Below are 18,455 nucleotides of genomic sequence, written 5' to 3'. Positions count from 1 at the left end.
GATTAATGGAATATTTAGATTTAAATTGTAGTAATAAAAAATTTTATGGTTTGGTAAATAAAAATATTAAAGGTATAAAATATAGGTGTCAGAGAAAAAGGAACATTACAAGAAAAGAAATGCAGATAAAAATAGTGATTAATTCACTATTTTTTAATGTAAGAGTTATAATAATGATAAATATGAAAGGAAAGAAGTTATGAGTTTATTAAATAAATATTAGTTGGAAAATATACACCTGAATAAGCTGCAAAGTATAAAGCAAACTTAGCTATAAAAATCAAAAGAATATAGAGAATTAGAATGGCAAAAAAGTATTAATAAATATGCAAGTAAATTATTAAACATAGTTTTTAAAATAAAAGAAAATAATAATGGTGTCTATTCATCAAATTAATGAGCAAAAATTAAAAATAGACAAAATGAAGAAAAAGAATAGAAGATTTTAATAATTATTCAAAATTGAGTATGTAGTGAAGAAGATATTAATGATTTTCAAAGAGGAGATAATACTTTCAAAATCTGAAATTTTAATCTTTAATTTATTCATAAAGTTTTAAAAAATAATTGAGGAGTTCAAGAACTAAAAAAGAATATAAATCAAATGTTCAAAAATCTGAAAAAATTTTGATTATTTAAAATTTTTAAAAAGACAATCTTATGATCCATTATTAATTGATAAGCAGACTGAATATAGAGTTCATAATTTAATCTCTAAATATAATTGTCATCTTGAATTAGTAGTTAAACAAAATCTGCAAAATTGAAATGGTAATTTTGATAAACAATTAGAACTTTTAAGTAAACAACAAACTATTTTAGATAAACAAATTTAATTGGAAAAGTTAAAAGATAGAAATAAGAATAGAGGATAGAATAATGAATTTAAATATAGAAAATATATGTTTATTTCAAAATAAAAATAAACTAGAGATTTCAGATCTTACATTGATTTGTGGAATGAATGATTCAGGTAAAAGCACTTTAAATAAAACTATTTATATGATGATAAAAATTCAAAAAGAATATAGAGAGTATAGTCTTCAAAGTATAATTGCTAGAGCAGTTAAAAAACTTACTAATTATTATTTGGATTTAATTGAAAGTAATAATATTTCTCAAAAGTTTAATAAAATTTTTGAGAAATTTGAGAAAGAAATCACTGATAAAAAATTTTTGGACAAAATAGATTACTTTAAATTTAAGGAGAATATTGAGGAAGATAATTTAATTTCAAATATAACGAAATTAATTTTGGAATCCAATTTTATTAAAAGTAATGATGATTCAAGTTTAAGTGAAATTTATGAAACTATTAATTTATATGTAGAAATCATTGATGACTGTTTAGATGAAATAATTAATAAATCTTTTGAAGAAAGATTATCATTTAGAATAATTGATAGAATTAATTTAATTCTGAGAGAATTAAAATGAAATTTAAAAATAATTAAAAAAAATAATTTAAAAATGAAAAATATAAAAATTTCATTTTTAAATGAAAGAATTAAAAGTTATATAGAATCGCTTTTTGGAAGTAATTATGAAATAATGTCAAAATTTAATGATAGTAAAATTTCAAAAATTTCTATGAATTTATTTAATAATAAAATAGATATTTTAATTAATAAAAATAGTATTAAAGTAGAAGAAATAGAAATTAAAAATAGAATTATAAACGATGTTACTTATTGTGAAGGGATAGCAAATAATTTTATAAATAATATGTTCTTAAGACCATTGGAATTTAGAGAAGTATCTGTTAATGATTATTCAACTAATTATTCATTAGATTTTTATCAAAAAGTTAAGGAGTCTTTAGTTAATCGCTATAGATATAACGATGAAGAATTAGAAGAGAATATTAATAATTTGGAAGCATCTGAAAAAGAAAAAATTGAGAAAATTATTATGAATATCTTTAATAAAATAGGTTTTGAAAATGAATATGATAAAAAAAGCAGATCTTATAAGAAAAAGGGTAAATTTATCAATGAAAAAAATGTATCTAAGGGTATTTTAACTTTTCAATCATTAATAAAAATTTTAAGAGCTGGTATATTTAAAGAAAACTCTTTTGTAATATTAGATGAAGCGGAGAACTTTTTACATCCAAATATGCAAAATGAATTTATTAAAATTTTGCTTTTGATTTGTAAAGAAACAAAATGTAAAATCATTTTAACAACACATAGCCCTTTTATTGTAGATTCTATTGAATTTGAATCAGAAAAATTTGGTATAAAAACATCTTTTAATTATTTAAAATCTGAATCTGAATTTTGCTCTAAAATTAATAATTTTAGTGACTCTTTTGAAATTACTAATTATTTGTCAGAAATGTACAAAAGATATGAATAGTTTTATTGATATCTTTACAAAAATTTCTAATAGTGAAACTATATGTAAAAAGACAACTTGTCATATTTTAGAAACTCATGATACAGATGACGAGTATCACAGTGTTGTAGAATGTAAGTCAAAAGCAGTTAATATAGATAAATTTGCAGTTTTAAAAAAATATAATAAAAAAATTGTTGATGGTATTTCTATAAATAAAAATAAAGATTTCTTTTTGTTTGAATTTAAACATTTACATTCATCTGTTATAGATAGTAGTTCTAATAATGATTTTTATAAAGGTTTTTCGGCTAGTATACCTAAGTATGAATGTTTTATTGAAAATATGGTAAATAAGATTAGGGGAACTATTATTTTTTTGAAAATAAATAATATTAATATTAGTAATTTTCAAAGTATTTTGGTTTATAAATTTAAAAATAAATGTATACCAACATCTATAAATTATTTTAGAATAATTCTTTCAAATATAAGAAAAAAAATAAAAAAAAATAACTATAATTTTAAATTTATTGATTATAATGACTTTCAAAAAGAATGCAAAAAATTTAATATAGATATTAAAAATTGAAAAATATTGTATAATAAAATTAGTTAATAAAAGATATGTCATAATTTGTAAATGTCTTTTTTATTTTTTTAAATATTTATAGCATTAATAAATTTACTTTTCTTTTTATAAAATTTACTTTTTTATAACTTCATTTCCATTTCTAATAATTTAATATTTTTATTAAGATTTGCTTACTCTTTATCTTTTAATTCTAAACAATTTGGTCTAAAACTGAAATGGTTGTTTTATTTTCTATTTTTGAAATTAAAGCTTCAGTTACTTATATTTTATAATTTATACAAAGATTTATTGTTGTTGAATAAGATATACCGTATTTAATTGATAGTTATCTAAAAGTTATATTTCATTATATTGTCTATCAACTAACTTTTTTAGTTTGTTACTTAACAGTCTTGATTTATTACCTGTAATATTTGACGTATAAAAAATTCCTCTGTATTTATTTTATGTTTTTTTAATATTATGTATAATTAGAGAATTATCTTTTTTTATTTAAATTATGTACATTTTTATTTAAATTATATACATTTTTATTTAAATTATGTACATTTTTATTTAAATTATGTACATTTTTATTTAAATTATGTACATTTTTATTTAAATTATGTACAATAATTACTAAGAGGTGTTTTATGAAAAATAAAATAAATGAACTATTTATCGATGCTATAAAAAATATTTATAATAATTCTGATGAAAAAAATAAAATAATAACTATTATGGAAGTTAAAAAAATACTGGCTATTATAGATAAAAGCATACCTAATGCAGATAGTTTAAAAAGAAATCTTATAAATGCTATAGGCATAAATAGAGTTGAAATCACTAATGCTAAAAAAATCACAAAACATTTTGTAATTTCTGATTTAGATATTTTGGAAAATATCGAGAATGACATGGAAATAATAAATTATTTACCACCTTTCATAGAGAAAATTAATTATATGATATCTAAACTAAATAATGGCTTGTACAAAGAAGTAAGTTTAAAAATGCTTATATATGGTAAACCTGGTACAGGAAAAACAACATTAATTAAATATATTTCAAAGAAAACTGGACTTCCATTATATTATGTTAAATCTGCAAATGTAATTTCTTCTTTTTTAGGTGATACTCAAAAAAATTTTGAGAAATTAAAAAAAGATATTGAAAAAGTGGATGGTAAGGGAATTGTATTAATTGATGAAATAGATTCAATCCTAGGTGATAGAAATACTGCAACAAATGATGAATATAGAAAAATAATTGGTGCATTTAATATAATGTTGGATTCAATTAAAAAAAATGCTATTGTAATATCTATTACTAATAATGTTAAGCTTATAGATTCTGCAATTACAAGAAGATTTAATGTTAAATTAGAACTTGACTATGTTACAAAAGAAGAATTTGAAAAAGCGTTAATAAATAAATTAAAACAAAATAATATAATGTTTGATAAAATAACTATATCTAAAATTATTAAATTAATTGAAGCAAAAAATGTACATAATTTAAACTATTCAGTGATAGATAGCATTGTTGAAGATAATTTATTTTTTGATAATAATATATATTCCTCATTATTTGCAAATACTTTTGATTTTAAATTTAATTATGATAATTTAAAAAGTGATACAAAGAAATTAGAATCAATTGGATTCAATACAACAGATATTTCTAAAATATTAGATCTAGATAGAAGAACAGTTAAAAATAAAATAGAAAGTAATGAAATATATGAAAAATAATATAGAGTTTTTTAAATTTTCAGATAATAATAAACAATTTATTAAAAATAATTTTAGACCAGGAGGAACTCCAAAATTTAGAAATATAAAACTAAGTAAAAGGTATTATTATGAATTAATTGAAAAGTTAGAAAAGCTAAAAATAGATTTTCAAAAATATAGTGATTTTTTTGAAAATTTGCCAATTTCTATAAAATTTAATAGGTTACTTAATAAGGGAGACAGATTTAAATATTTATTTAAATCAAAAAGTAAATTAATTCAAATAGACTCTAAATATCAATTTGATAAAGAAATATTATTAGATCAATTAGAAATTACTTATTTATTAAACATGGATGATATTAATGGAACTATTAGAAATTTAAATTTAGTTATTAATTTTCTTAGAGATAACTCAAATGCAGTCAAAAGGTGTAAATTAATATTAGAAGATAATAATAAATCAGTTACTGTAAAAGATAAGGAAATAGAAGATACTCTATTTCCTGTAAAATCAGGATTAAGTAATAAAACTAGAATTAAAGGAGTTTTTGAAGATACATTTTATTTAGTTAACTTTTGAATTTATAAACATGATTTTTCAAAAATAAGTGATCAAGCGTATGTTAGATTTAATACTATAAAAAACAGTGATGAACTGATTGACATTTTATCTAAAAAAAATATCAAACTTTATAATGAACAAAAAGTTATACAGGATGGAAATATTTATAATTTGGATATTGATATTGTAAAAAAAATTTCTGATGAATTTCCATTTTTAATTAATTTGGCAACTAACGATAGGCATATTATTGATAGTTGAGAATCTCATAAATATCAAAAAGAGCAATTTACAAATGATGAGATAAGAGAATTTATTAAACTAAATCATGATAAAATTTCTAATACATATATAGGAGTTATAGATTCGCATGGTGAATTTCAAGAATCACTTAGTGATTTAATTGATGTACATAATGATTCCAGTTTAGGTATTAGTGAAATTGATTATTCTCATGGTACGGCAGTTTCATCATTAATAGTATTAAATGATCTTATAAATAATAAGGGATATAAAGATGGACTAGGCATTTTTAAAGTAAAACATTTTGGAATTATTGCTAATCAAATAATCTCTCAATCAATATTTTTAAATAAAATTAGTAAAATAATTAAAAAAAATTCAAATATAAAAATTTGAAACTTGTCTACTCAAATTTTATTTGAATTTCCATCTCCAAGAATTTCTGAATTAGGTAGACAATTAGATTTATTACAAAAAAAATATAAAATATTAATAATAATAGCATCAGGAAATGAGGGCTATATTTCAATTGGAGGAGACTCTATCTTATCTTTAACAGTAGGCTCTTTATTTATGGATAAATATAAAAAAATTAAAATAAGTAGCTATAGTGGTAAGAAAAAAATATTTAATCTTTTTGATAAACCAAATGCATATGAATTTGGTAATGATTTAAGTCAAAATTCAAATGTAGAAGATACTCTCTGAGTTATTGATAATAAAGAAGGTTTTTTAGATAAATTAAGTGAGGGAACTTCATATGCTGCGCCTTTATTAGCTAGAAAATGTGCTTATTTAATGGATCAATATAATTTTAGTATTGATGAAATAAAATCATATATTAATGCATGTAATGGCGAAAATGAAAAAATATTGAAGCAAATTAAGCAAATTAGTGTTTCTACCAAATCAAGTATTAATAAAAAAATAATAATTGGTAAAACACGTGTAAAACCAGGCTATGAAACACAATTTAAAATTTTTTTACCTTTTAGAGAAGCAGAGAAAAAAAGATATTATAGAGCATTTTTACCTTTAACAAGTATTTCCTATTTAAGTAATACTGATTTTAATGTTGGCGATGAGTATTCATCAACTGAAGTAGAATTAAAATTACATGCTAATTGTGAAAACAATAAAAATAACTTATTAAATAAAAGCGGAAATAAAAAAGATTTGGATTGTGCGGATGATAACTTTAAAACTCAACATAGTTTAATAAGTAAAATGAAAAAATATAATCCAAATAAAGTGTTGGAAGATGAACTATTTGCTGAAATAGAGAGCATAATAAATAATCCTGATAAAATGCTTAAGCCTTTACATTTAATTAACGGAGATAATAAAATAACAGTAAAATTAACATGCTCAGATTTATTTGATAATAATGAGGAAATTGAAGTTGGTTATACAATATTCTTGTATGAAATAGGTATAAATTCCTTAGCAAATTTTGAAAAAGAAAATGAAAAGTTAGTTGAAAGAGTTCAAATAAAAGAAAATCTACAAGAAAAAAGTAAAATTAAAGTATAGTATTAATAGTTTACAAGATATATGCTAGTTTTAAAATAAACAACCTTAAATAGAACAGATGTATCAATATAAAGGTTGCATTTTTTAATAATAAAAATAATAGATGAAAAATAAAAAGAATAGCATTATATAAATATCAAAAGGAAGAAAGTTATAATAAAATATAAATTTATATAAAATTAAGATCTAGCGATCAAATTGTATGTTTTCGGATATAAAGATGCAGTATAAATAATGAAATACTCATTAATAAGAAAACATGTGACTGACTTATTTATGAGCAAAAAATTAGGGAAAGTTTTTAAAAACAGAACTTAAAAAAATTGCAAAGAAAAATGAGAAATTAAAATCAACAGTTATAAAGAAAAAAATATAATCTATTACAAAAGTGTATGTATGCTTACGTGAACATAATAAAAAATCGGAATGTGATTATGTTTATTCATGAAGGTTTAAAAAAATGGAGCATTTAGTCTTATTTATTTTTATTATTAAAATACTACTTTATAAATAAAAGAAAAATGTAAAGTTTAATATTATATATGAAAAAATATGAATATTGCAACTTTATTAATTGATGAAAAGACTAAATATAATAAGCAAAGAATAGCCAGTATTAATGGATTCATTAAGAAAAATGGTAGCAATGGAAGTGGAATTGTAAGTTACAAAATTTTAAATGAATTAAAAACTCAAAATTATTAATTAATAGTATTTGAATAGACCAAAAAATAAGGTTGGAGTTGGAACTAGAGTTAATGTTGCTACTAATCTTATTAATCAAAATTATCTGAGCAAATATAAATATCAAAAAAATGTTTAGATAATTCTTGAAGACATTTAAATATTGGTATTAAAATAAAAAAATTCTGCGTGAGATTGCCTTTGCTTGAAATGCAATTAAATGATATCTTTTGACTTTCAGAATGCAAAAAATAGGATAGTTGTTTACTAATGTTTTGCCAGAAGTTCAAAAAATCGTTAATGATAATTTAGTTGAATAATCAATCATTCAATCATATAGAGGAACTAAAATACTTTTTTTATTATTTAATGGATTATTTGCTAATTTAAATAATTTTACATTTTCAATTTCAGATGTTGGACTTAAAAATAATTTGCCTACTGAACTTTATATGAATGATACAAAGATATTTTCTTCAAAAAATATGAAAACAATTTTGATTCATTGGAAAATTTTAAAACTAGAGTTAAGAAAGTCATTTTAAAAAAACTATTAAAATTAATTTAATATCAAGTGGTAGTGTCTTTAGGATTATCTGTTCTCTTTATTATATAAATTATTTATATAAATATTCAAAAAATTAAAAAAAAAATTTATAATAATTATATGGATAAAAAATGAAAAGAATTTAGTTTTGAAGTTAATTTAGAGAAGATAAAAAAAATTTTGGAGATTATTAAAAATGAAAAAAATATAGTTATAGATTTTGAAGCCTTTGATTTAAACTTTGAAACTAAGGACTTTCCATTAATATTTGGCTATTCTAAATTGGACTTTAATAAGGAAGAATTAACTTTTTTTATGGAAGAGTATAAGAGTATTTTTACACTGGATTCAAATAAAAACTTGAAAAGTTTTTGAGAGAAAGAATTAGGGTGTTGATTTGAATGTAATAAAGAAAAGCAATTTATTTTTTTAGATTCAAAGCTGGAATTACAGATATTTAATAAGTTTATTGGAGTTGAAAAAAGTAATATTAAATATATAGACTTATATGATGTATTAAAGGAATCAATTAATTGAAAAATCCCTTCTACGAGTTTTCATAAAACAAAATTTATAAATTTTGTAATGGAGGATTATAAAACAGTAATTGATGCAAGGAAAATAAAAGAGTTTTTTTCATTTTATCTAAATAATATAGAATGAAAGAATAGAGAGAGATATATTGCTGAAACTAAGGAAAAAAATTTAAAGGATTTAAATACAATGATTGAAATTTTAAATTGACTTAATAAATTAGTCTTCAATTAAATTAGTTTTAATATGTGCTACTAATTTAGTTTGTCTTGCTAGACTTTTCTAAATATGCAAATTAACAAAAGTATATATAACTAGTAAACCTACAAATTATATAATGTTTTTAGGTGAGAAAAGTTAGAATACGATAACATAGGCCTAACAGTTTTTAATATTTACAAACTGTTTTATTTATATTATATTTGAAGTTATGATTTAAATTTCACATTTCTAAAAAGCTTGCAAAACTATTAAGAAAATTTTTTATTGAAGTGAATTCATTATTATGTTGTCTATAAAATTTATATTTTACTGAATCATTAATTGATTAGGTTGAAGTATTGTGTTTAAAGTATGTCTGGGTATAAAATAAGCTAAAAAATTACTATTCTTATTAATAAAACTAAATATAATTTCATTGGCAAATGTTGTACCTTATCTGCTAGTATTAAAAAAATTTATATTGAGAAGTTTTTAAAAATATTTTTTATTTTTCATATGGCTTCCATCAACTCAAATCACATTCTCTTTTTTAAATTTATTTGTTATTATATAAAACTCATTACAAAAGTTTGTATTATTATAGTTTAGACTTGGATAATTTTGTGTTTCATAAATAAACTAATTGTATTTCAAAAGTTAAATCATACTCTTTTATTAGCTTTTTTGGTGTATGACCTTAATCCAACTTTTTTATCTTTATTTTCTTGAATTTTAATTTTATTCTTTGATTAAATTAGTTTTTCCTTTTTTTAAAAAAATAACGTTAAAACTACTGGTAAACTTATGTTACCTTTTTATTCTTATTTATAATATTAAAATAAGTACAATTATTTATTATTACTTAATCTAAAGCAATACCATTAACTTTAATATTAATAATATGATCTTATATCTTTTAAAAAATTGAATTTTATACATTAATTTTGTAACTTATTACTTTATTTGTCACATATTCTACTATGTATTAATAACCCCTTTAAAAACCTATTAAAATTTGATATAATAGAATAAATTAACTTAATGGGAGAAAGAAACATGAAATTACAAAAGATTATAGCTAAGAATTTTATTCATCCAGGAAAACAAACTTTTACATTAAGTGAAGATCACATTTTAAAACAAGGTATATATAGTGATGCAAATGATATCTTAGAGCTAAATAAGATATTTAATGGTTCTTGATTAGAATCAAATATGAGTTTTGAAAAGTATTATCCAAAATTTGCAAAAAAACTAGCAAATAAAGAAATGAATCTGCAAATTGATGCATTATTTTTTATTGAAGAAGAGGAATTAGTACAATTAAATAAAATTTTAAAATCTCTTGGGGTTATCAAAGCATGAAAATCTAGAATATTTTATTATTCAATTAAGTGTATTTATCCTTATATTTTTCCAATTGTAACTTTAGTGCCAGCAGAATTTAAAACAGATAAAGTAATTGGTATTGGAAGTCACTATGAAAAGTTCTTTAAAGCTAATTTAAGTAAAAGAGATATTTTAACTACTATGGGAATTAATGCTGTAGGTCAGTTAAGAGAAAAGTATTTCGAATATAAAGATGTGAAAGTTAAAGAAGAAGAAAAAGAAGATTATAAAAGATATCTAGAAGTATTAAAAACAACTTTCAGATATGATGAAGAGTTTATTAAAAAATTGGGTCAAGCAATTTATAGCATTGACGATGGTGATATTATCAATTATGCTGATGAAATTGAATTTTTCTTAAGAAATAGTCACTTTGATAATTTTTTAAATACAATTCCATTATTAAGAGAAAATAAAAAATATCGTGAAGATTTTGCTAATTTATTATTTGATTTCTACTTAGTAGATTTGAAATGAATTTATTCTGTAAAAACAGCAAATGATATTGTTGAAATAAGAAAAATTGCCTATGAAAATCATTGTGAAAAGGCAGTTTATTCAAGAGAATTAATAGAATTTTTTAATACTAAATTAGTTTTAAATAAGAAGAACTTTAATTATTATTCAGGAGTTAGCAAATTTAATGCTAAAGCTGATCCAACTTTGGTTTTTACAAATGAGCTTAAATATAATAAAATCTTTGAAAAGGATGCTGTTGAACCAAAGTACGTTGAACCAAAGTTTGCTTGAAATAAAAAAAGAAGATAAAAATAATAAACTTATTGAGATGTATAATATAAATGTAATAAAACTATTTTTATTGGGGGTTTGCTATGGGTGAAAAAATAATACAAAATGAATTATTAAAAAATCTTGTCAGTAAACAAGATTTATATAAAGCAGCTAAAAATATAAAGTTATCAAATGAGGACACACAAAGATTTATTGAATCAATTTTTAGTAACTATTTTCTAGATAATGACAATATTAATTTTTTAGTTAAAAATGGCTATAATTTTTTTACTTTTAAGGACCAAGAACTATGTTTTTGCCTTAATGGAGAGAAATTTTTAGCATGTTGCAAAAAACACTTAATAGAAACAAAAAATTCAAGTTATACGCCCTTTATTAAGGCAATTATTGCCAATGATAAGTATGAAGATTACTTAAAATTTTCTTCACAATTATTTGAAAATAAATACAAAAAAATGAGTGAAACTGAAAAGTGTAATTTTGTTAATTGTGAACAAAAAGCTGTTGAGAATAGTTTGTATGATTTTAATGAATTAGATCATAAAAACTATTTAACATCTAATAAAAGAAATGTGTTTGATAATAACTACAAAATGGGAGAATCTTTTTTCAAAGAAGTTGAACCAAATCAATTTAAGTATTTTGGCTTTTGTCAAGAGCATATGAATCAAATTGCAGACATTAAAATTACAAAAAATAGTAGTGATGAAGAAATCTTATTATTTAATTTTCCTACAATTGTAAATAAATTATTCATCTCTAGAGTTCAACTTGAAGCTTTAAAAGAAGAATTTAGAAACTACTTTAATTCAATTGAAGAAGATGGAGTTAAAACTATGTTTATTTATAATTTAAAGAAAGTTTCAAATCATGTAAGTTCTTTATTAGATACTTATAGTTTCTTTGTAAAAACTTTAAAAGGGCAATACAACAACTTTGGGATTGTGAAATTTAGTTTACCCAAAACAAATAATTTTACAATTAAAGATGTCTTTCAACCACAAATAACACCAGATGATTTTAAAGTTGTAAACTCAATTAATAACTTTTTTATCTCTGAAAATTTTGCAACGATTGTCATGTTTTCAGATAAAGCAAATTCTTTTGTGACAATGGTTTATGACAAAAGCAAAGAAAATTTAAATAGTTTCTTTGAACAGTACTTAAAAATTATTCATTTAAAATCAAAAAATGAAGCGGCTTTTATTTCAAATTGTTCGCTGATATTGGCTGATAATATTTTATTTCAAAAACAATGATTTGATAAATTAGATGAACAAGAAAAATTATTGTATTCAGCTTTAAATAAATTTAGATTCCAACATCCAAATATGGGTCAAGAATATTTAAAAATGAAATTCTTTGCTGGGTTTAATAAGGGCAATAATTTCTTTTAAGAAGTTTAAGTTTAAAATTAATTATAAAAAAATACTAACCAAGTTAGTATTTTTTATTATGAAGAATGTTCTCAATCAATATTATTTTCTTCAGCTTTATTTTTTTTATAACAATCATCACAAACATAAATTGCAGTTTCATCTTCTAAATTTTCATCATATTGATAAATTCTTTTTTTATCCATAAAGTTCAAATCCTGATCGCAATTTGCAATTTGACATTTTTCTTTCATTTAAATCACTCCTCAAGATAATTTTACTAGATATTTATAAAATAGAAAGTTAATTGAGCAGTTTTAGAATTTAAAGACTAAATGTCTTATAAAAGAGTGAGTAGGGGAGTTGAAATGAGCCGATAGGGGACTTTGAGATGTAATAAAAGTCAATAAAAATGCACTTTTTAGTGCATTTCTTTAATATATTCAAATTAGAAGTTACTTGTTTTTAAAATCACATAATCTACTTTTTTAATATCATTAAGCTTAGTTCCACCAGAATATGATATTGATGATTGCAGATCTTCTTGCATTTCTTTGTAAGTTTCCATTAATTTTCCTCTTACTTTAATTAACTCTTTTTTTCCTTCAACATATCTTTTTTCACCTTTATTATATTCACTGGCACTACCATAATATTCTTTAAATAATTCACCTTCAACAGTAACATTAGCTCCAGGTGATTCTTCATGAGCTGCAAATAAACTTCCAATCATACACATTGTAGCTCCAAAACGAATTGATTTAGCAATATCACCATTGACACGCAAACCACCATCAGCAATAATTGGTTTGTGAGCAGCTTTGCTACATCACTTAATAGCACCCAACTGTCATCCACCAGTTCCAAATCCTGTTTTTAATTTAGTAATACAAACTTTTCCAGGACCAACTCCAACTTTAGTTGCATCAGCTCCTCAAAATTCTAAATCTCTAACAGCATAGGGTGTTCCAACATTTCCAGCAATAATGAAAGTTGATTTTTTCATATGTTTTCTAATATGTTCAATCATATTTTTAACACTAATTGAATGGCCGTGAGCAATATCAATTGTAATATAGTCAGGGATAACATTGTCTTTAGCAAGTTTTTCAATTAAGTCATAATCTTCTTGTTTAACTCCCACACTAATTGATGCAATTAAATTAGCTTTAAGCATTTTTTTAACAAAAGCATATATGTCAACATTAAAACGATGCATAACATAAAAGTAACCTTTTTTTGCTAACAGTTCACATAATTGCTCATTAATTACTGATGCCATATTTGCAGGCATTACAGGCATTTTAAAAGTATGTTTACCAAGTTTAACTTCAGTATTACATTCACTTCTTGATTTAACAACACACATACTTGGTATTAGTTGAATATCTTCATAGTCAAAAGCGTACATCTACATTTCTCCTTATTCCTTTGAAATTATAGCAATAAAACTTCAAAAAAGAAAATTAGTTAAAACAAAAAAAATAACCTTTTAAGGTTATTTTTAAAACTTTTTAGCAGCTTCAATAATTTTGTCAGCAATGGCATTGATTGCATCATCTGGATTTGTTGTTGATACAGGTGCTATTTTAGTTCCTGCAAATAGAATTGGTTGATTAACTTTTGCCCCAACAAATTCTCAAGTTCCTTTTAAAAATTCAGTGTGATTTCCTCAAGGATATCAACCAAATGGTGCTCCTTGAGTTGTTAAGATTTGTACTGTTAAATGTTCTAATAGACCTCTAGCATCTCCTTGTTTAACATATTTATATGAAAATGTTTGATCTGCTAATAATATGTGATCTAAGTAATTTTTAATTAAAGCTGAAACATTAAAGTTATTCATTGGACTTGAAATAATTACTTTATCAACTTCTTTTAATTGATTAATATATTTTAAAGCATCTTGCTCATTAAAATAAGTTCCAAAGTTTTCTCTTGATAGAGTCTTATGAGCCATTTGCTCATTGTTTAAATCTAAATGAATAATTTCATCTTTCGAGTTTAATGTTTGATATTCTTTAACAAAACGATTTGTTAAAGCTAATGAAAATGATTTTTCAACAGGACTAACTGTACCTGTAATTACTAATATTTTTTTTGCCATATTTCTCTCCTTTATCAAGTTAATTTTATAGTTAAATTTGTTAAAATTACTTCATTTTTTTAATAATTAAATATAAAATATTAAGTGGTTATATAGAGGTACATATGAAAAAAGTCACAATAATTATTGTAGCAGGGGGAAGTGCAAGTGGAAAGAGTACTGTAGCACAAACTATTGCCAATGAAATCTTTATGAACAAACCTGTAACGCATTTAACAATGGACAGTTACTATAAAGATTTTAGTGATTTAACCTTTGAAGAAAAGCAGTTATTAAATTTTGATCATCCAAGTTCATTAGACATTGAATTACTTTGTAAACATTTAGATGATTTAAAACAGTTTAAAGCAATTGAAGCACCAGTGTATGATTTTAAAACTCACTCACAAAGTGGAGAGTTTATTAAAGTAAATCCTTCAAATGTAGTTATTTTAGATGGTATATTAGCATTACATATTGAAGAAATTCGCAAAAGAGGCGATATCAAAATTTTTATTAGAACAGATGATGATATTCGCTTTATTAGAAGACTTATGCGAGATGTCAATGAACGTGGTAGAAAGCTAGATGACATTACAAATCAATATTTAAATACTGTAAGACCTATGTATAAATTTTTTGTAGAACCTTCAATTGAACATGCTGATTTAATAATTCCCTATTATGAGGGTAATAATATTGCAATCGATTTAGTAGCTGCAAAAATTAGCAGTTTATTGAAAAAATAAAATCATTAATAATTGAAAGAAAGGAGTTACAAAACTCTTTTTTTTGTTAAAACTTTTCTCACATTAAATGTTTTTTATCCTAAAAAGTAACTATTTTGAAGACAAGTCCCTATTTTAAAGGGTTTTTGATTAAATTGACATTTTTTAATGAAATGTGATATATTAATTCTATTATGAAATAATGAGGTAAAATATGGCTGAAAACAATAAGAATTTATCGTATACAGAAGATAGTATTCAAATATTAGAAGGTCTAGAAGCAGTTAGAAAAAGACCTGGTATGTATATTGGTTCAACTGATTCAAGGGGTTTACATCATTTAGTTTGAGAAATAGTTGATAACTCAATTGATGAGGCTCTTGCTGGAGTGTGTAGTGAAATTAACGTTTCAATTGAAAAAGATGGTTCAGTGACAGTAAAAGATAATGGAAGAGGAGTTCCAATAGGAAGTTATAAAGGAACAAGTCAATCAACACCAGAAATTATTTTCTCAGTATTGCATGCTGGGGGAAAATTTGGTGGTGATGGCTATAAAACTTCTGGAGGATTACACGGAGTTGGTTCATCAGTTGTTAATGCACTATCATCTAAATTTAAAGTAATCATTCACAGAGATGGGCTTATATCACAAATTAAGTTTGCTCATGGGGGAAAATTAGTTGATCAGTTAAAACAAATTGGAACGTCAAAACAAACAGGAACAACTGTTAACTTTTTGCCTGATGAAACAATGTTTTCAACAACAAAGTTTTCATTTTCAACAATTAGTGAAAGATTAAAAGAATCAGCATTATTAAATTCTGGACTTAAATTAACTTTAAAAGATAATAGAAGTGATAAGTATGTTGAGTATCTATATGAAAATGGATTAACAGAATTTGTTAATGAACTAAGAGGTGATCAAAAAGCTTTATGCTCACCAATTATGTTAAAAGGTAGCGAACAAAATATTGATGTTGAAATTGCTTTAACTTATACAACTGATTTTTCAGAAACAGTATTAGGATTTGCTAACAATGTTAAAACCAGTGATGGAGGAACTCATGTAACTGGTTTTAGAACAGGAATGGTTAAAGCTTTAAATGAATATGGTAAAACTCAAAGTATTTTAAAAGAAAAAGATAAAAAACTAGATTCATCAGATATTAAAGAAGGTTTAATAGCAATTGTAACTGTAAAAATCCCAGAAAGTTTAATTCAATATGAAGGTCAAACAAAGGGAAAATTAGGAACAAGTGAAGCTAAATATGCTTGTGAAAAAGTAACAGAAGAACACTTTAGCTTTTGATTACAAGAGAATAAAACAATTGCTATTTCAATTATTGAAAAAGCACTGTTGGCTCGAAGGGCAAAAGAAGAAGCAAGAAAAGCAAGACAAGCAGTTAGAGATCAAAAATCAAAATCAAAATCAAGAACAATGCTTGGAAAATTAACTCCAGCACAAGGAAAAAATAAACAAGAAAATGAAATTTATTTAGTTGAAGGGGATTCAGCGGGTGGAAGTGCTAAATCTGGAAGAGATAGAAAATTCCAAGCCATCTTACCATTGAGAGGTAAGGTAATAAATGCTGAAAAAACAAAATTAATTGATTTACTTAAAAATGAAGAAATTACAACAATAATTAATGCAATTGGTGCTGGTATTGGAAGTGATTTTGATATTAGTGATATCAATTATGGAAAAATAATTTTAATGACAGATGCTGACACCGATGGTGCTCATATTCAAACTTTATTGCTAACTTTCTTTTATCGCTATATGAAAGAATTGATTGTCAATAAAAACATTTACATTGCAATGCCTCCATTGTTTAAAATTACAACAGGTTCAAATAAAAAGGACTTTATGTATTTATGAACAGAAGAAGAATTAGCAAGTCATATGAAAAAAACAAAAGCTAAAATTGAAATTCAAAGGTATAAAGGGTTAGGGGAAATGAACGCTGACCAACTTTGAGAAACAACAATGGATCCAGAACATAGAAAATTAATACAAGTAACGATTAATGATGCACTAGCTGCTGAAAATTCTTTTAGAACTCTAATGGGTGATAATTCTGAAAAAAGAAAAGAATGAATTGAAGAAAATGTTAAATTTACACTTGAAGAAAATACGGAATTTATTTAGTTAAACAGTTGCTAGGATGGATGTGGTAAAAGTGGAAAATAAACTTTCTTTTGCACAAAAGGCAAAGATTATTGTTCAAAAAATTGAAGAATATAATAAAATAAATAAAGAAATTAAAAGATATGGAGATATTTTTAATACATTTTCTTTTTATTATGAACTCAAAGAACCAATCCTTTTTTTTGAATTGAAAAGTACAGACTATGATGAAAATGATTTCTCAGCCACATCCTTAGCAACTGAGCAATGAATTGAAATAAATGTAGAAAACGACAAAGAAGTAAACTGATTAATAAAAACAATAAATAAATTTCTGGAAAAATCCAAAAGTGTTATGCAAAAAGCAAGAGAAATATCTAAACCCCATGTGGGTATTCTTGTCTATGATGAATTCACTGATTCATATTATTTAAACCCAACAACAGGACCAATTCTTTTAAAATCAAAAGAAGTTTTAAAAGAAATAAGTTCCACAAGAATAGATATTTTCAATATCTTTATTAACTTGCGTTCAGTTGCAGTTGAAGAGGATCGAGCAGTTGAGATTTTTGGACTTAATCTTGAAGAAGTAATTATAAAAATAGATGATTCATTAAAATCAATTAATTTACTTGCAAAAAAAATTATGAAAATAGAAGGTATTCCAAGATATATTTCATCAATTGAAATAGTTGATAAAATAATGTATTATAATGGTTATGCCACAATAGATTTTGGTTTAGCAGCTGAAGATAAAAATAAAGTTAATGAAGTTAGCTTAGAAGCTAATATTAATGAAATTGAAGAATTGGAAAAAGTTTATATTCAAATCAGAAAAGATGAAGAAGTAAGTAAAATAATGGCAAATCTTGGAAGAAGTTTAGTATCAAAAAATAATCCAAAATTATATGTTCAAAACTCAATTACTGGACTTTGAGAATTATCATATGAGGGTAGAAAAACAATCAAAAATTTAAATATTATCGACTTCATTAACACTGATATTAGTGAGATGGACTTTGATATAAACTAGGAGGA

Annotated in this window: 14 protein-coding genes; 11 read left to right on the top strand and 3 right to left on the bottom strand. The window is 23.1% G+C overall.

The annotated features are described in order from the left end of the window. Window positions 1–879 precede the first annotated feature (879 nt). The 8 genes from AAHM84_RS02140 to AAHM84_RS02105 all read left to right on the top strand — a co-directional run bounded on the left by AAHM84_RS02140 (window position 880) and on the right by AAHM84_RS02105 (window position 12,496). Window positions 880–2,361 (top strand): AAA family ATPase, encoded by a 1,482-nt coding sequence (locus AAHM84_RS02140; protein WP_342259268.1) that lies wholly within the window; start codon window positions 880–882, stop codon window positions 2,359–2,361. After that, window positions 2,315–2,959 carry a hypothetical protein gene (locus AAHM84_RS02135; RefSeq protein ID WP_342259267.1) on the top strand — a complete coding sequence of 215 codons (645 nt, stop codon included), beginning with the start codon at window positions 2,315–2,317 and terminating at the stop codon, window positions 2,957–2,959. The genes AAHM84_RS02140 and AAHM84_RS02135 overlap by 47 nt, the downstream gene beginning before the upstream one ends. A gap of 608 nt (window positions 2,960–3,567) precedes the next feature. Then, window positions 3,568–4,668 carry an AAA family ATPase gene (locus AAHM84_RS02130; protein WP_342259266.1) on the top strand — a complete coding sequence of 367 codons (1,101 nt, stop codon included), beginning with the start codon at window positions 3,568–3,570 and terminating at the stop codon, window positions 4,666–4,668. Beyond that, complete coding sequence (locus AAHM84_RS02125) at window positions 4,658–6,991, top strand: S8 family serine peptidase (RefSeq protein WP_342259265.1); 2,334 nt, start codon at window positions 4,658–4,660, stop codon at window positions 6,989–6,991. Before AAHM84_RS02130 ends, AAHM84_RS02125 begins: the two co-directional genes overlap by 11 nt. A 552-nt stretch (window positions 6,992–7,543) precedes the next feature. Next, complete coding sequence (locus AAHM84_RS02120) at window positions 7,544–7,696, top strand: hypothetical protein (protein WP_342259264.1); 153 nt, start codon at window positions 7,544–7,546, stop codon at window positions 7,694–7,696. 646 nt (window positions 7,697–8,342) lie between these two features. Next, window positions 8,343–8,990, top strand: a complete 648-nt coding sequence (locus AAHM84_RS02115; RefSeq protein ID WP_342259263.1) for a hypothetical protein — start codon at window positions 8,343–8,345, stop codon at window positions 8,988–8,990. 1,023 nt (window positions 8,991–10,013) lie between these two features. Beyond that, window positions 10,014–11,114: a hypothetical protein gene (locus AAHM84_RS02110; protein ID WP_342259262.1), complete on the top strand. Its 1,101-nt coding sequence runs from the start codon at window positions 10,014–10,016 to the stop codon at window positions 11,112–11,114. 65 nt (window positions 11,115–11,179) lie between these two features. Further along, window positions 11,180–12,496 carry a hypothetical protein gene (locus tag AAHM84_RS02105; RefSeq protein WP_342259261.1) on the top strand — a complete coding sequence of 439 codons (1,317 nt, stop codon included), beginning with the start codon at window positions 11,180–11,182 and terminating at the stop codon, window positions 12,494–12,496. 56 nt (window positions 12,497–12,552) lie between these two features. On the opposite strand, the gene AAHM84_RS02100 is transcribed toward AAHM84_RS02105, so the two are convergent. The 3 genes from AAHM84_RS02100 to AAHM84_RS02090 all read right to left on the bottom strand — a co-directional run bounded on the left by AAHM84_RS02100 (window position 12,553) and on the right by AAHM84_RS02090 (window position 14,582). Beyond that, window positions 12,553–12,729, bottom strand: coding sequence for a hypothetical protein (locus AAHM84_RS02100; protein ID WP_342259260.1), 177 nt, complete (start codon window positions 12,727–12,729; stop codon window positions 12,553–12,555). A gap of 194 nt (window positions 12,730–12,923) precedes the next feature. Further along, window positions 12,924–13,886, bottom strand: coding sequence for a GMP reductase (locus AAHM84_RS02095; protein WP_342259259.1), 963 nt, complete (start codon window positions 13,884–13,886; stop codon window positions 12,924–12,926). A 93-nt stretch (window positions 13,887–13,979) separates the two neighbouring features. Then, on the bottom strand, window positions 13,980–14,582 hold the full coding sequence (locus tag AAHM84_RS02090; protein ID WP_342259258.1) for an FMN-dependent NADH-azoreductase: 603 nt from the start codon (window positions 14,580–14,582) through the stop codon (window positions 13,980–13,982). Between the two features lie 104 nt (window positions 14,583–14,686). On the opposite strand from AAHM84_RS02090, the gene udk reads away from it, so the two are divergent. The 3 genes from udk to AAHM84_RS02075 all read left to right on the top strand — a co-directional run bounded on the left by udk (window position 14,687) and on the right by AAHM84_RS02075 (window position 18,450). Beyond that, window positions 14,687–15,310: a uridine kinase gene (udk, locus tag AAHM84_RS02085; protein ID WP_342259257.1), complete on the top strand. Its 624-nt coding sequence runs from the start codon at window positions 14,687–14,689 to the stop codon at window positions 15,308–15,310. A 193-nt stretch (window positions 15,311–15,503) separates the two neighbouring features. Further along, window positions 15,504–17,438: a DNA topoisomerase IV subunit B gene (gene parE / locus AAHM84_RS02080; protein WP_342259256.1), complete on the top strand. Its 1,935-nt coding sequence runs from the start codon at window positions 15,504–15,506 to the stop codon at window positions 17,436–17,438. A 31-nt stretch (window positions 17,439–17,469) separates the two neighbouring features. After that, complete coding sequence (locus AAHM84_RS02075; protein WP_342259255.1) at window positions 17,470–18,450, top strand: hypothetical protein; 981 nt, start codon at window positions 17,470–17,472, stop codon at window positions 18,448–18,450. The last annotated feature ends 5 nt before the right edge of the window (window positions 18,451–18,455 follow it).

It is taken from the genome of Spiroplasma endosymbiont of Dioctria linearis, from assembly GCF_964030865.1.
Taxonomy (GTDB): domain Bacteria; phylum Bacillota_I; class Bacilli_A; order Mycoplasmatales; family Mycoplasmataceae; genus Spiroplasma_A.
The sequence above is the reverse complement of the archived record's forward strand: the minus strand, read 5'-3'. Positions and strand labels throughout refer to the sequence as shown.